Origin of the sequence: Actinomadura sp. NPDC048021, from assembly GCF_040653135.1 — a bacterium.
In the GTDB taxonomy this organism is placed as follows: domain Bacteria; phylum Actinomycetota; class Actinomycetes; order Streptosporangiales; family Streptosporangiaceae; genus Spirillospora; species Spirillospora verrucosospora.
Genome location: NZ_JBEZJQ010000038.1, coordinates 17,804 through 31,034, shown reverse-complemented (window position 1 = coordinate 31,034; position 13,231 = coordinate 17,804). Strand labels below are relative to the sequence as shown.

General features: G+C 72.2%; 14 protein-coding genes. 10 read left to right on the top strand and 4 right to left on the bottom strand.

Annotation, left to right across the window (positions count from 1 at the left end; translation table 11 throughout):
* Window positions 1-5 precede the first annotated feature (5 nt).
* Window positions 6-1,079 carry a hypothetical protein gene (locus AB0C87_RS39445; protein WP_345173177.1) on the bottom strand — a complete coding sequence of 358 codons (1,074 nt, stop codon included), beginning with the start codon at window positions 1,077-1,079 and terminating at the stop codon, window positions 6-8.
* Window positions 1,080-1,183: 104 nt separating this feature from the next.
* Window positions 1,184-2,848 (bottom strand): hypothetical protein, encoded by a 1,665-nt coding sequence (locus AB0C87_RS39440; protein WP_345173175.1) that lies wholly within the window; start codon window positions 2,846-2,848, stop codon window positions 1,184-1,186.
* A 247-nt stretch (window positions 2,849-3,095) separates the two neighbouring features.
* Between AB0C87_RS39440 and AB0C87_RS39435 the strand changes: the two genes are divergently transcribed.
* From AB0C87_RS39435 to AB0C87_RS39410, 6 genes are all read left to right on the top strand, one after another.
* Window positions 3,096-3,530: a hypothetical protein gene (locus AB0C87_RS39435; RefSeq protein ID WP_360581741.1), complete on the top strand. Its 435-nt coding sequence runs from the start codon at window positions 3,096-3,098 to the stop codon at window positions 3,528-3,530.
* 180 nt (window positions 3,531-3,710) lie between these two features.
* A complete protein-coding gene (locus tag AB0C87_RS39430) occupies window positions 3,711-4,910 on the top strand; it encodes an NlpC/P60 family protein (protein ID WP_353832458.1) in 1,200 nt (399 codons plus the stop codon).
* 91 nt (window positions 4,911-5,001) lie between these two features.
* Window positions 5,002-6,426 (top strand): hypothetical protein, encoded by a 1,425-nt coding sequence (locus AB0C87_RS39425; RefSeq protein ID WP_353832457.1) that lies wholly within the window; start codon window positions 5,002-5,004, stop codon window positions 6,424-6,426.
* Between the two features lie 10 nt (window positions 6,427-6,436).
* Entirely contained in the window at window positions 6,437-6,967 is a 531-nt protein-coding gene (locus tag AB0C87_RS39420) for a hypothetical protein (RefSeq protein ID WP_345173169.1), read from the top strand.
* Window position 6,968: 1 nt separating this feature from the next.
* Window positions 6,969-7,373, top strand: a complete 405-nt coding sequence (locus tag AB0C87_RS39415; RefSeq protein ID WP_345173168.1) for a hypothetical protein — start codon at window positions 6,969-6,971, stop codon at window positions 7,371-7,373.
* Window positions 7,373-7,792: a DUF3592 domain-containing protein gene (locus tag AB0C87_RS39410; RefSeq protein WP_353832456.1), complete on the top strand. Its 420-nt coding sequence runs from the start codon at window positions 7,373-7,375 to the stop codon at window positions 7,790-7,792. The genes AB0C87_RS39415 and AB0C87_RS39410 overlap by 1 nt, the downstream gene beginning before the upstream one ends.
* Window positions 7,793-7,823: 31 nt before the next feature.
* Here the strand turns inward: AB0C87_RS39410 and AB0C87_RS39405 are convergent, their stop codons facing one another.
* Window positions 7,824-8,198, bottom strand: a complete 375-nt coding sequence (locus AB0C87_RS39405) for a hypothetical protein (protein WP_353832455.1) — start codon at window positions 8,196-8,198, stop codon at window positions 7,824-7,826.
* 312 nt (window positions 8,199-8,510) lie between these two features.
* On the opposite strand from AB0C87_RS39405, the gene AB0C87_RS39400 reads away from it, so the two are divergent.
* The 4 genes from AB0C87_RS39400 to AB0C87_RS39385 all read left to right on the top strand — a co-directional run bounded on the left by AB0C87_RS39400 (window position 8,511) and on the right by AB0C87_RS39385 (window position 12,620).
* Entirely contained in the window at window positions 8,511-9,134 is a 624-nt protein-coding gene (locus AB0C87_RS39400) for an A24 family peptidase (RefSeq protein WP_360581740.1), read from the top strand.
* Window positions 9,135-9,144: 10 nt separating this feature from the next.
* Window positions 9,145-9,276 (top strand): hypothetical protein, encoded by a 132-nt coding sequence (locus AB0C87_RS39395; protein ID WP_268248262.1) that lies wholly within the window; start codon window positions 9,145-9,147, stop codon window positions 9,274-9,276.
* A gap of 49 nt (window positions 9,277-9,325) precedes the next feature.
* Window positions 9,326-10,339: a hypothetical protein gene (locus tag AB0C87_RS39390; RefSeq protein ID WP_360581739.1), complete on the top strand. Its 1,014-nt coding sequence runs from the start codon at window positions 9,326-9,328 to the stop codon at window positions 10,337-10,339.
* 166 nt (window positions 10,340-10,505) lie between these two features.
* The gene (locus tag AB0C87_RS39385) at window positions 10,506-12,620 is read left to right on the top strand and encodes a hypothetical protein (protein ID WP_360581738.1); all 2,115 of its coding nucleotides are present in this window, start codon (window positions 10,506-10,508) and stop codon (window positions 12,618-12,620) included.
* On the opposite strand, the gene thpR is transcribed toward AB0C87_RS39385, so the two are convergent.
* Window positions 12,557-13,180, bottom strand: coding sequence for an RNA 2',3'-cyclic phosphodiesterase (gene thpR, locus AB0C87_RS39380; RefSeq protein WP_353832451.1), 624 nt, complete (start codon window positions 13,178-13,180; stop codon window positions 12,557-12,559). The two genes, AB0C87_RS39385 and thpR, sit on opposite strands and share 64 nt — an antisense overlap.
* Window positions 13,181-13,231 lie beyond the last annotated feature (51 nt).

Below are 13,231 nucleotides of genomic sequence, written 5' to 3'. Positions count from 1 at the left end.
CTCGCTCAGCGGTCGAGGCCCCAGCGGTAGATCACATCGCGGCCGCGGGTCAGCCATGTTCCGTCGCCGAACGGCACGGCCGGGGTGAGGTCGTCGAGGTGGCTCTCCTCGGGGTAGGCGACCATCCCCAGCGGGCGTCCGGATCTCACCAGCCAGTGGCTGGACGGGCGCCACCGCTCCGCTCCGAAGAGCTCGGTCTCGATCTCGTCGTAGGCGTCCTCCAGTTCGAGGAGCAGGAGATCGTCGCTCAGATGGCCACCGCTGTGGCCGGTGATATCGGGGGCGATGTGCACCGGTTCCGTGTCCCGTTCGGAGGCGAGGAGGTCGGCGCAGGTGACCACGGTGGCGGTGTCCTTCCCGCGGGCGGAGTGCCACCGCACGTCGGTGGTGTCGCCACCGTCGCTCAGGCCGACGGTGACGAACCCCGAACCGGAAGGGTCGCCGTCCAGGAGTGCGCGGTCCGCGGCGTGCGAGACCGCTCCGCCGGAGCCGACCCGGAAGGTCATCGCTCGGGCGGCGACGCGGAGGCCCACCGCTAAGGGGCGCGCGTCAGGCCCTAAGGCGAGGTCGACCGAACGCTGACGGCCGCCGGCCGGGACGACCAGCCGGTCGAGTTCGTCGCCCGCGACGCTGAAGAGCGCCAGGTCGATCGCGTCGTTCGGGTCCGCGCCACCGGCGGGGACGGCCAGCCACACCCGCGGCTCGGCTCCGGACGGCCGGACCCAGCGCACGTAGCGGACGGGGTTGCCGGCCGGGCCCGTGCACGGGCGTTCCCACAGCAGGGTCCCGTCCCGGGTGACGAGCCGGTAGGAGTTCTCGTCCACGAGCACGGCGTGGGACAGGTCCGGGGCGACCGGACCGGCCCCGATGATCGGTCGTCCCCTCGCGCGGCCGGGGAAGAAGGCCACCGGCTCGGCGGACCGGGCGCCTTCCGCCGTCATGTCATGGACGGCCAGGCCCTTCTCGGTGCGGACGAGCAGGCGCGGCACGGGACCGGTGCGATCGATCACCCCGGCTCCGCTGCCCAGGAGCCTGGCGTTCTTCGTGCGGTACACGAGCAGAAGCCGTGGACGGATCACTCTGCCTACCTCCTCCCGGCGGCGCCCGCCGCCGAAGACGATGCTCGGGGACCACGACTCGCCCCCACCGTGCCACACCCCGAATCGGCGGCACGGTGAGGCCGTCATGGCGGATTCAATGCCTTGACCGGATCGGGATACATGGTGTAGAGGTACGGTTTCCCGTTCGCGTCCAGCTTGTAGATCGCGCGGATCGTCGCGTTCTGGAAGTTGATCGCCTTGAACTGCGTGGGGTCGGCGGCGTTGCGGTACCACCCCTTCATCCGGCTCGCCGCCCCGGCCGGCAGGTCGTTGATCGAGAGCTCCACCGCCTGCGTGCCGCTCGGGGGGAAGGTCGTGAGCTTCGCCCGGGCGGCGCCCTCCGCCAGCGCGAAGTCGAGCGGGTCGCTGAACTTGGTGGAGAAGGGCCCGACCTTGTGCGTCCCGCCGGTGATGGCGTCGGTGTTGTCGAGCGTGCCGTCCGGACGGCGGGGGTTCGGGTTCATGGGGTCGACCTTGGTGGCGTTGTCGCCCTTGACGTACCCCTGGTAGTTGCTGGTCGGGCCGTAGAGCTGCGGTGTCCCGTCCGGGTTGTACTTGGGCTCGCCCAGACGGAGCCTGATGCGGTCGTCGGGCGGGTCGAGGTGGCGCTGGACGCCATGGGCGCCGGGCCCCGCGTTGCGGAGCTGCGCGATCTTCTTCAGGGCGGCCTCGCGCAGGGCCTGGTCGACCCTGGTCTTGCTCGCGTCGGCCTTCTCGCACGGGGTCGGCGCGGCCGCCCGCACCTGGACGGCGAGTCCCCGCGCGCCGCGCAGGACCGGCAGTGTCAGCGCGCCCGCGGGGGCCGTGAAGGATCCCCCGCGGGGCGGGCCTAAGGCGCCGGGTTTGCAGCCGGCCGCCCGCTTGGCGTCGTCGGCCTTCCGTTTCGCCTCGTCGGCGGCCTTGCGCGCGCCGACCAGATCGCCGGACTTGGCGGCCTTGCCGGCGCGTTCCGCGGCGCCGGCCGACTCCTCGGCCAGCTTGCCGGCCTTGCCGAGCTTCGAGGCGGCCCTGCCCAGCCTGCCGAGCTTGCCGATCTTGCCGATGCCCTTGCCGACGTCGTAGTAGGGGATGGCCCAGGAACCGACGTTCCAGATGGTGCGGCCGGTGGCGCCGAGGTAGTTGCCGTCCTTCCACATGTCGACGGTCTCGTCGTCGACCACCATCTGGCGGAGGGCGTCCCAGGGATGCTCGAAGACGTACTTGCCGGCGTCGATGATCGTGCCGGGGTCGGTGACGAGGTCCACCAGGCCGGTGACGTCGTCGACGATCGCCTTGCCGAGGCCGTCCCACACCAGTTGCTTGATGCCGGTGCCGAGGCCGCTGAAGAAGTTGCCGACCTGGTCACCGAAGCCTTGGGTGACCGCTTGCAGCGGCGATAACCCGGTGTACGCCTGGTTCCAGCCGGGCCCACCGCTGTCGTTGCCGCCGTTACCGGTTCCGCCGTCGGTTCCGGTTCCGCCGTCAACGCCGTTCCCGCCGTTCCCTCCCTCGGTGCCCTGGCCCGTGCCGCCGTCCGGATTCCCCGTCCCCCCGTGGAGGCCGTTCCCTCCCCCGCCTTCGGGTGACACGCAGCCGTCGCCCTGGAACACCTTGCAGATCGCGCCCCTGGTTCTGGGCGAGACCACGTTGGGAATGGACATGGCCAGCAGCCCGACGATGATCGCGGACGCGACGAGCACCAGGCTCGCGTACTCGATCGCGGAGGCGCCGGAATCCCTTTTTCGGCCCTGCCAACGACCGCACCACATCGCGCGAACCCCCGATACCCCGTGCATATCAAGATTGATGAGAGTAGACGGAGTTCTTCGGTGGGGCTTGGGCCCTAGGACCTAATTAAGTGGCCGGTGGTTAATGCCGCGCCACCATGGTCGGCACATGGCACGCCGAGGCTGGGTCCGCAGGCCCAGAACCGCACGGAAATGCCAGAACGTTCACGATCGGGCGGGGCCCGGGGGCCCTGGGGATTGCCTCGTTAAATGTTTACCGTGCTGAAGTATGCGCGCTGTGCTTTCGGCCTGGTTCTCGGCCGCGCTCGTGGCGGCGCTCGCGGTCTGCACGCTGAAGGTGACGGCCCCCGCGATCGAGCGCGGCGAACCCGTCGACGAGTACGCCCAGGTCCTGCGGGTCCACCTGCCCTGGCTGCTGTTCTGCACCTTCATGGCCGTCACCGCCGGCAGCTACGTGCGCGACCGGGACGGCGGCCGCGGCCGGGTCCTCGCCGCGCTCCCCGTCCCCCTGCTCGGCAGTCTCGCCGCCGCCGTCCTCGGCATCCCGTTCTCTGACACCGCGGTCGGCCTGATCCTCCATCTCATCGAGGCGGTCCTCGGCGTCGCTCTCGGACTGGCCCTTTCCAGAACCCTTTCCCGGCGCTGGGCGGCCGAGGCCGTGGAAATCCGGGAACGCCGCGGCCGGCGAAAGGCCCGCCGGTGAGCGGCGGGCCCGGAATTGGGTCCCTGAAAAGGCCTGGGGGCGCGGTCGCCCGCGGCCGAAGCGGGCCGGCGGGCCGCCCGCGCCATTCCTCATTGGGCCTCAGGGCCCTGTCTTCCCGATCAACGGCTCCTTAGAGTTTTCCGGGGGTCATGGGGCCGATCTCGCGAAGATGGGGCGCAGATGCTGCGACGGATCAGATCCGCTGGCGGACACGGGGGCGACGCGGGGGTCGCCACGTCGGTCCTGGTCATGGGCGTGGCCATCATGCTCGCCGGCGGCTTCCTCATGTTCGGCCGGATCGCCCAGGCGGGCGACATGCGGAACCAGGCGCAGATCGGCGCGGACGCGGCGGCGCTCGGCACCCTCGCGCCGCTCCGCGACAAGGCCGTCGACCAGTTGGTCGGGTGGGGCCGCGACCCGTCGTCGGTCGGCTACTGGATGGTGGACTCCCCGCCCGAGAAGGTCGCGGAGAAGTACGCGGACAAGAACGAGTCCCGTGCGACCAGGGTGCGGTTGAGCGGGATGCTGGGCTACACGGCCATGGTGGAGGCCGCCACGAAGCTCTGCCAGCTCAAGCGGGAGGACGAGCTGACCGAGAAGGAGAAGGACGATCTCCGGAACGGTCGGAACCTGTGCACCGACAGGGCGGGGAGGAAGGGCATCGGCCGGTCGGGGACGGCGCGGGCCGTCGCGAGGATGATCCCGCCGCAGTGCGAGTACAGGACCGGGCCGGGCCCGGAGGGCTCCACGGGCAGCGGACCGGTCGTGGAGATCACGTGCGGCGACCGCCACGTCCGGGCCTTCCCCAACGGTGACCGGGCGGCCATCACCCGGCTGTTCAAGATCAGGCTGGTCGACGACGAGGACCCCGTCGCCTACACCGGCGCACCCGACGGGCTGAGCGGCGGCAGCGGCGCGGTCGTGTCCGAGTGCGCGAAGACCGGCAAGAAGCCGGCGGAGGACCTCGAGTTCGGCGCGGCGGTGGTGGCCTGGTCGCTGTGCTGGCTGGGCACGCCGTACGCGTGGGGCGGCGGCAACTACAGCGGGCCCACCAGGGGCATCTGCTGCTCCCCCGGCGGTTATGACGGGCGCCTCTACTTCGGGTTCGACTGCAGTGGCCTGACGCTGTACGCGGTGTACCAGGCGTCCCGGGGGCGGATCGCGCTCGGGCACTACACCGGCGACCAGGTCAGCGACCCGCGCGGAAGCTATGTGCCGACGAATGCGCTCAAGCCCGGCGACCTCCTGTTCTTCGGCGCGCCCCCGCATCACGTCGCCATTTATTACGGGGACGGGAAGATGGTGGAGGCTCCGCAGACGGGGGACGTCGTGAAGATATCCCCTCTGCGGCCGGTGACCTCGGCCCGCCGATTCGGCTGAGCGCCTACGGCAGGGGCCTATAGCACATCGGGCCCCCACCCGGGTCCGCAGGCCCTGGAAGTCGGGAAAAGGCCGGTCTACCGTTCCCGGCATGCGTGAGGGATCTCGCCGAAACGTCGGCGCACAATGGCGGGACGCCGGAGCCAGTGCGATCGAGTACGCGGCATTGGTCGGCATCGGATCGATCCTTATCGGCATGCTCGTGCTGATGATGCCCAATCCCGTCCTCCCGGCGGCGAAGAAGGCGATCTGCGAGATCTTCGGCTCCGGCTGCGAGGCGCCGGAGTACGACTACAAACCTCCGGCTTCGGCGTGCGTCACCGGCTCCGACTCCAAGAAGGTCGGTTATTCGATCACCGCCTTCTCCGTGAAGTTCGGGCAGAACTTCCAGTTCGTGAAGGTCAAGTACGCCGACGGTTCGACGCGCATCACGATCGTGCCCGCCGACTACAAGCTCGGCGCGGAAGCCGAGATCGGCGCCAAGGCGCAGTTCGGCAAGGGGAGTTTCGGCGGGGATCTGGGCGCGAAGGTGGAAGGGTCCGTCAACTTCAAGTACGGCGACACCTGGGTCTTCCCCAACGACAAGGCCGCCGACGACTGGCTCGACGACGTGAAGTGGGACCTGGCGCGCAAGGAGGCGGAGAAGGTCAGCCCCGGGCTCTGGGCCTTCGACAAGATCACCGGATGGGAGCCCCGGACCCGCGACCCCGAGATCACCCAGTGGGAGGTCGGCGCCGAGGGCGTGTTCAAGGTGGCCGCCGCTCTCGGCAACCTGACCACGAGCACCTCGGGTGAGAAGAAGGTGAAGGACATGGCGACCGGACTCGAACTCGAAGGCAAGGCCGGGGACGCCGCGCTCGTCACGACGGACCGGAGCGGGTCGGCGAAGGACGGCTACCCGAAGACCACCTACACCTTCCAGGTGAAGGGGTCCATCAAGGGCGGCGCCAAGGTGCTCGGCTACGGGACGGGCGGGGAGGCCACCTACCTCGGCCAGACCAGGATGACCTTCGACAAGGACGGCAGATTAGCGAGCATCACCTGGCTCACGACGCAGGAGAGCAACTCCAACCAGAGTCTGAAGAACCCGGGGAAGAAGAACGGGAGCGGAACGGGCACCGGCAAGCAGGTGACCACCACCGCCACCACGGTCAACTTCGACGATTCGAACCGGGCGATCGGCGAGAAGTGGATCCGCGACAACGCCTTCATGATGCCGTTCCAGACGATCCGGAACGCCGTCGACGAGAACGGCTCGATCGTCTCCAAGGACCCCGGGCCCAACGCCGACCCGCTCGACCGGCTGATCTACGAGCGCGGCCTGGTCAGCAGGAACGTCTACACGGGCGAGGTGGACGAGTTCAAGATCGCGGCCGAACTGGCGGCGGAGATCAAGTTCGGTGTCGAGGGCGGCTACGAGGGGGAGAAGCAGAAGATCACCGACTCCCAGTACCTCGGCCCCCCGCAGAATGGTGAACGGACCTTCCAGCAATGGCCGGAATGCGCGAAGAACTGAGAGGGCGGCGATGGGTGCGAAGAGACTGACGACGGCGGCGGCGGGCGCTCTCGCGATCATCGCCGCGGTGGCCGGGTGCTCGTCCGGCGGGTCGGGGAAGACCCCCGGCGGATACGTCCGGGGCGACGCGAAGGTGCTCACGGTCGCCTACCCGAAGGACTGGGGGCGGGGGCCGGACGGCGGCGCCGCGCTGTCGGTGCAGTCCCCGCGGCGGACGGCCACCCTGTCGGTGGTCACCGATCTGGGCGAGCGGGGCCGTCCGGAGATGCTGGAGGCGACCATCGAGGCCGCCTCGATGATGAACGCCAGGGACTACCACCGGACGGGATCGAAGTCGATCAAGGTCGCGGGGGCGAAGGACGCCCGGCGCGTCGACTTCACCTTCAGCGGCTTCCTGGGGACGGGCGCCCCCGGGCAGGCCGCCGACGTCGGCGTGATCGGAGGGAACGGCAGGATGCACGTGGTCCGGCTGATCTGGCGGCGGGGGGAGCTCAAGGACGACGTCGTGGACGGCGTCATCGACTCGATCAGGGTGCGCTGAGATGGTCCGGATGCTGGGCGCCTGGGGCGCCGCGCTGATCGTCTGGCTGCTCGGCTTCTCGATCGTCGCGCGGCTGGCGGCCGGGGCCGGGGGCGGCGGCGAGCCGCTCTCCGACCTTGACCGGATCGTCCGTCTCGACCTCCCGTGGATCCTGGTCAGCGTGTCGATGGTCGTGGTGGCCGGCGCCGTCCAGCGGGACCGGGCGCGGCGGGTGCGCTGGTTGGCGAGCGTCCTCGCGGTGCCGCTGCTGGCCGTCCTCGCCGGGGTCGCGGCTCCGGTGGGCGGCGGCACCGACGCGCTGTCCGCGGTCCTGTACGTCGCCGAGGGAGTCGCCGGGACGGCCGGAGGCCTGGCCCTGGCCGCGCTCGTCGGCGTCGACCGCGAGGAACTCGGCGGGTACTGGTGATGCCGTCGTGGTCGTTCGGTCTCATGGCGCTGGGGTTCGGTGCGGCCTTCTGCGCGGTCGGCGTCCACCGCTACCGGGCGGGCCGGGCGTTCCTGGCCTCCGCGCACCGGGTCGCGGGAGTCGTCGCCGGGATCCACCGGGTCGAGAGGACCGACACCTACGAGTTCTTCCCGGTCCTGCGCTTCCGCACGCTGGACGGCGCCGAGATCGAGACGGTCGCCCAGACCAGGGGCGGGTCGTTCGAGCTGACCCGGCTCAAGGGCCGGCAGGTGGCGGTGTTCTACGACCCGCGCGATCCGCGCACGGCGCGGATGGACACCTCGTCCGGGAGGGGGACGGCGGGCTCGGTCGGCATGGCGGTCTTCGGCTTCTTCCTCGTCGTCCTCGGCGCCGGCCTGGTCTTCGCGAGCCTGGCCTGAGGACGGGCCCGCTCCGCGGCGCTTCCGGGGGTCAGAAGTAGGAACCGGTCGCGGGCGCCTTTCCGCCGAAGTAGGCCTTCGCCTCGGGGCGGAACAGCAGGACCAGGATGACGATCGGGAGGACCAGGTTGAGGACGCCCCGGGGGTCGCCCTCCCCGACCCTGGCGAGCGAGAGCAGGATGTAGAAGATCTCGAGCGCGATGATGCCGCGCCGCAGCCCCGTCCCGCCGTTCGGAACGCGCAGCGCCAGCATCAGGCTGAGGACGCCGGGAAGGGCGAACCAGAGCGCGGCGCCGATCGCGGCGGCCGTGACCCCGACGGCGGCGAAGAACGCCAGGGTCATGACGAGCGTGAGCCCGGCGGCGACGAACATCAGCACGCGCACGGTCCTGACCTGATTCGGCATGCGTCCACCATCGCGTGTCAAGGGCGCTTCGCACAATGCCCGGCCATGGTGCCGGCGGCAAATCGGGCCCTTGCACCAGCCATTTTAGGTCCCAGGGCCTAATGCGGAGCTTCAGTGAAAGCGTTCCGCATTCCACGCGGCATCATTATGGCGGGTGAGCCGCGCTTTTTCTCGATGCCCGCGCCCCGATTGGGCCCTGGGGCCCATGTGCGGGGCCGGTGCGGCGGATTGAATGGTGCGGGGCGCCCCGCAGCCGGCGTCCGTCCGGTCAGGTGCCGGGGCGTGGACAGGGGCGGATCGGGGCGAGGGTCGATGGTCGCGTTGGTGCTGGTGCCCGTCGGGCTCGTCGTCGGCGTTCTCGCGGCGCCGCTGGCGGCGCCGTACGTCAGTGACGTCACCCGCCGGCACCGCGCCGTCCTGGGCCTGGTCACCGCGGCGCTCTTCGGCGTGCTCGGATGGCGGGTCGGGTTCGAGCCCGTCCTGCCCGCGCTGCTGTACCTCGCGGCCGCGGGCGCCTTGCTCGGCTTCATCGACCTCGGCGTCAGGCGGCTGCCCGACCGGTTCACGCTCCCGTCCTACGGCGTCGCGGCGGTGCTGCTCGCCGCGGCGGCGCCGTTCACCGAGGACGGCGCGCGGCGGTTCGAGCACGCGCTCGCCGGCATGGCCGCGCTGTTCGCGCTGTACTTCGCGCAGGCCCTGCTCGTCCCGTCCGGGATCGGCCTCGGTGACGTCAAGCTGTCCGGCGTGCTCGGCCTCTACCTCGGCTGGTTCGGGCAGAACGCCTGGATCACCGGCCTGCTCACGACCTACCTGACGGGCGGCCTCGTCGCCCTCGGCATCATGATCGCCCGCCGCTCCCGCAAGGGCGACTTCCCCTTCGGCCCCTACATGCTCGCCGGCGCGCTCGTCGCGGTGCTGTCCCCGGGCGCGGGATGAGATGCAGATCATGGGTGGACGGTTCGAGGCGGCCGGGAGGCCGAATAAGCTCAGGAGCGTGAACCGCGCGCCCCAATGGCTGCTGCCCACCGTGCTGACCGCGCTCATCCTGGCCGTGGTCGTCGGGGCGCTGCTGGGCTGAGCGGCGCGGATCAGTGATCGTCGGGGCGCGGAACGGGGATGATCGATCCATGTCAGCACGCCGGGCCGCCGTCCGTGCGGGCACCGCGATCGCCCTCGCCGGCGCCCCGGTCTGCCTGCTCTCCCCCTCCGCCTCCGCCTCCGCGGGTCGTGGCGACGCGGTCGCCTTCACGATCAAGGACACCCGGATCACCGAGTCCAGCGGGCTCGCGGCCAGCTCCCTGCACCGGGGCGTCGTCTACACCCACAACGACTCCGGCGGCGTCCCGAAGGTCTACGCGCTGGGCCCGGACGGAAGGGTCGTCGCCGTGCTCACGCTCGCCGGCGCGGGAGCCCGCGACTGGGAGGCGATGGCGATCGGCAAGGACGGCCGCGGCCGTCCGGCGATCTTCGTGGCGGACATCGGCGACAACCTCGGCGGGGCCTGGCCGTACGTGACCGTGTACCGGATCCCCGAGCCGGCCCGGCTGGTGAGCCAGGCGCTGCCGGCGACCCGGTTCCGGATGAAGTACGAGGACGGGCCGCGCAACGCCGAGACCATGATGATCAACCCGCGCACGAACCGGCTCTACATCGCCAGCAAGCTGTTCGGCGGCAAGGTCTACGAGGCGCCGGCGCGGCTGCGGACCGGCGGCTCCAACGTCCTGCGCCAGGTCGGGGACGCACCGCCCATCGCGACCGACGGCGCCTTCGCCCCCGACGGGCGGACCTGCGTCATCCGCACCTACTTCGGCGCCCGGCTGTACTCGGTCGGCGCCGACGGCCGCCCCGCCAAGACGATCAAGTCGCTGGACCTGCCCCGGCAGGTGCAGGGCGAGTCGGTGACCTACACCCCGGACGGGAGGTCGCTGCTGGTGGGCTCCGAGGGCGTGAACCAGCCGGTCTACCGGCTGCCGCTGCCGGAGGAGGCGCGGCCGTCGCCGGCCTCCTCCCCCGGGAGCGCGGGCGCGGGCGACGACACCACGAGCGGCCGCCGGGACGCCACCAACACCCGGACGGCGCTGTTCCTCGCCCTCGCGATCGCGGGGGCGGTCGGCTACGGCCTGGTGCGGCGACGGCGGTGAGGGCACGGCGGCGGTTCCACGGAGGCTCGGCTCACGCGACCGGTGAGCCTCATGTGACGGCGGTGGAGTCCCGACCTGACCGGCGCGATGGATGTCGGTTCCGGAGGGCGACCGGATCGTGGAAGGGGGCGACGGTCCCGCGGGGACCCGTGTGAGGATGCGGACTGTGGAGCATGAGCTGGTGGGCCTCGCGGGATCCGGCGGCCGGTGGCGCCCGGTCGCCGCGGGTCCGTTCACCGTCCTCGCGGTGGCGCTGGCGCTGCTGCCGATCAGGCCGGTGTGGCTGTGGGCCGCGCTGATCGGCGCCGTCGCCGCGTTCCCGTGGCTGCTCGGCGCGGTCCCGGAGGCGCGCCGCCGCCGCCCGCGCCCGTACTGGCGGCTGTCGGCGGCCGGTCTGGAGCGCGTCGGCCCCGGCGGGCTGACGATGGTCTCCTACGAGCGGTCCCGGATCGACGGCCTGGCCATCACGACCGGCGACGGCGTCCTGACCGTCTTCCACCGGTTCGGCCGCACCGCCGTGGGCGGGATGACGGCGATGGGGCTGGAGCCGCTCGCGGTGTTCGTGGCGGCCCGCAGGCTCGGCATCCCCATGCACGTCCTGGACGGCGACGCCGCCGACCTGCTCGACCCGGCGCTCGACGAGGCCCTGCGCGTGTCCGGGCTGGAGGACGACGTCCCCGGCGGCGGCCCCCTGCCGCGCGACCACGCGGCCGAGAAGCGCCTGCTGGACCAGGAGGCGGCCCTGCTGGCCGCGGCGCACGAGCCGCCCGCGCGGGCCCCCTCCGGCCGCGCGTCCCGCGCGACGCCCGAGGAGCAGCGGCTGGCCACGCCGGAGCCGCTTCCGAGCCGCCGCCGGATCATGCTCCTCGGCGCGCTCACCGCCCTGCTCGGCGCCGTCATGATCGTCCGGATCGCGCTGGACGGGACGGGCCAGTTCGGCGCCCGGCTCGCCGCGGGCTGCTGGGCGCTCGCCGCGATCGGCGGCGTCCTCGCGGCGCGCCGCCGGCTGCTGCGGGCCGCACAGGTCCGCTGGACGATCACGGCGGAGCGGCTGCTGGTGCGGGCCCGCCCCGGCCGCCGCCGCGAGATCCAGGACCTGCGCGCCGAGAACGTCGCCGCGGTCGTCGTCGGGCCCGGCCTGCGGCTGGACCCGGTGAGCGGCGAGCCGCGCCGCGCCGACCTCGCCGCGCTGGCGTTCGGGCACCGGCTGGAGCTGGTCGCCCGGCTGCCCGCCCACGGCCTGGACGGCTTCCAGCTCGCGCACGCCCTCGACGACCACGGCTACCGCGTGATCACTCCCGGGGCGCGGTCGCCGCGCCGTCCCGACTACGGGCTCGAAGGGCTGCCGGAGATCTTCGCGCAGGTGCCCGGCGGGCGCCTGGTCGTGGAGGGCGACGGGCTCGGCTGGGCGGACGCCGCCGGCGACGTGGTGCTGAAGATGCCCCAGGACCGCATCGGCGGCATCGAGCTGCTGACCGTCTCCGGGCACGCCTGGGTCCGGCTGTACGACTCCGACGGCGACGAGTTCTTCTCCGCCCCCCTCTCGGCGCTGCGGATCTCCCGCACCGACCTGCGCGACTCCGCCCGCCGCGCCGGGCTCCCGGTCAACGACGCCGAGTACGACGCCTACCTGAGCGCCGCGTTCCACTCGGCCATGTCCTCGCTGTCGGCCCCCGGCCCCGAGCCCGCCCCGGCCCTGTCGGCGCAGGGCGCCGCGCACGAGGGCGCGGCCGCCCGGCCGGAGCCGCCGGAGGAGTCCGGTTTCGTCTTCCCCGCCCACACCCCGCCCAGCCCGGTGACCGCGCCGGGCACGGTCCTCGACGCCACCCGCCGGTCCCGCGTCGGCACCTACGGCATGAGCGTCCTGCTGTGCGAGGCGGTGGCGCTTCTGGGCGCGGTGTGGCTCGGCCCAGACCTGGGCGGGTTCAACGCCACGGCGATGTGGTCGATGCCGACCGGGGCGTTGGCCGGGCTTCTCGGCTACTGGCTGTACGACCGCAACCGGTCGCAGCTGCGCGTGTCGGCCGCCGGGGTCGCCGTCGTCACCCGGCGCGGCCGGGTCGAGTGGGACCTGCCCCGCGACCGCCTCGGCGGCGTCGGCATCGACGACGCGGTCGAGCGGATGCCCCGCCTGGTGGTGTGGGGGCCGTCCGGGCGGGTGCTGCGCCAGATCACGTTCCCGCCCGACCTCGGCGAGCTGCGCCGCGCCTGCGAGCGCTACGGAGTCCCCTGGGGCCCGCCGGACGCCGACCGTCCCGCCCCTCCGCCGCCGGAGCTGTGACGCAGCGGCCACGTCATCAGCGCCTCGTACTCCAGCTGGGCGTTGTCCTTGCCCGGCAGGTGGCTGCGCATCAGGTGGACCGAGTCCGCCGTCCACGGCATGCCCGCGAACGATGACAGCGCCTCGACGAGCGACCGCACGTCGACGGGCCGCCGCGACCGCGCCAGCGTCATGTGCGGGCGGAAGCCGCGGTGCTTGTCGGGGATCGTCCCGACCCGGCGGCCCGCGGCGGTGGTGGAGGCGGCCAGCCTCGCCAGGGCGCGGCGGTCGCCGTACAGGCCCGTCCACAGCACGCGGGCGTGCGCGCCGTTGCCGGGGAACGCGCCCGCGCCCGCCAGCGACAGCGTCATCCGCTCGTGGCGGCGGACGGCGCGCTCCAGCCTCGGGAGCAGGCGCTCCAGGGTGCGGTCGTCGACCTCGTCGAGGAACGTCAGCGTGACGTGCATCAGATCACGCCGGATCCAGCGCAGCTCGGAGACCGTGCCGAGATGGGGCCGGACGGCCTCCGCGAGCTCGTCCAGAACCTCCGGCGGCGGGACGAGCGCCACGAAAAGCCTCATGAACGCTTCCACAGGGCCACCCCGCCAGCTTTTCAGCAGGCGGCGTTCCTT

What these genes read in the sequence shown, in the direction of transcription:
- AB0C87_RS39420 (WP_345173169.1), top strand. Translation starts at nt 6,437, where the DNA reads ATGGGTGCGAAGAGACTGACGACGGCGGCGGCGGGCGCTCTCGCGATC.
- AB0C87_RS39390 (WP_360581739.1), top strand. Translation starts at nt 9,326, where the DNA reads ATGTCAGCACGCCGGGCCGCCGTCCGTGCGGGCACCGCGATCGCCCTC.
- AB0C87_RS39435 (WP_360581741.1), top strand. Translation starts at nt 3,096, where the DNA reads ATGCGCGCTGTGCTTTCGGCCTGGTTCTCGGCCGCGCTCGTGGCGGCG.
- AB0C87_RS39405 (WP_353832455.1), bottom strand. Translation starts at nt 8,198, where the DNA reads ATGCCGAATCAGGTCAGGACCGTGCGCGTGCTGATGTTCGTCGCCGCC.
- thpR (WP_353832451.1), bottom strand. Translation starts at nt 13,180, where the DNA reads ATGAGGCTTTTCGTGGCGCTCGTCCCGCCGCCGGAGGTTCTGGACGAG.
- AB0C87_RS39440 (WP_345173175.1), bottom strand. Translation starts at nt 2,848, where the DNA reads ATGTGGTGCGGTCGTTGGCAGGGCCGAAAAAGGGATTCCGGCGCCTCC.
- AB0C87_RS39395 (WP_268248262.1), top strand. Translation starts at nt 9,145, where the DNA reads ATGGGTGGACGGTTCGAGGCGGCCGGGAGGCCGAATAAGCTCAGGAGC.
- AB0C87_RS39415 (WP_345173168.1), top strand. Translation starts at nt 6,969, where the DNA reads ATGGTCCGGATGCTGGGCGCCTGGGGCGCCGCGCTGATCGTCTGGCTG.
- AB0C87_RS39425 (WP_353832457.1), top strand. Translation starts at nt 5,002, where the DNA reads ATGCGTGAGGGATCTCGCCGAAACGTCGGCGCACAATGGCGGGACGCC.
- AB0C87_RS39430 (WP_353832458.1), top strand. Translation starts at nt 3,711, where the DNA reads ATGCTGCGACGGATCAGATCCGCTGGCGGACACGGGGGCGACGCGGGG.
- AB0C87_RS39400 (WP_360581740.1), top strand. Translation starts at nt 8,511, where the DNA reads ATGGTCGCGTTGGTGCTGGTGCCCGTCGGGCTCGTCGTCGGCGTTCTC.
- AB0C87_RS39410 (WP_353832456.1), top strand. Translation starts at nt 7,373, where the DNA reads ATGCCGTCGTGGTCGTTCGGTCTCATGGCGCTGGGGTTCGGTGCGGCC.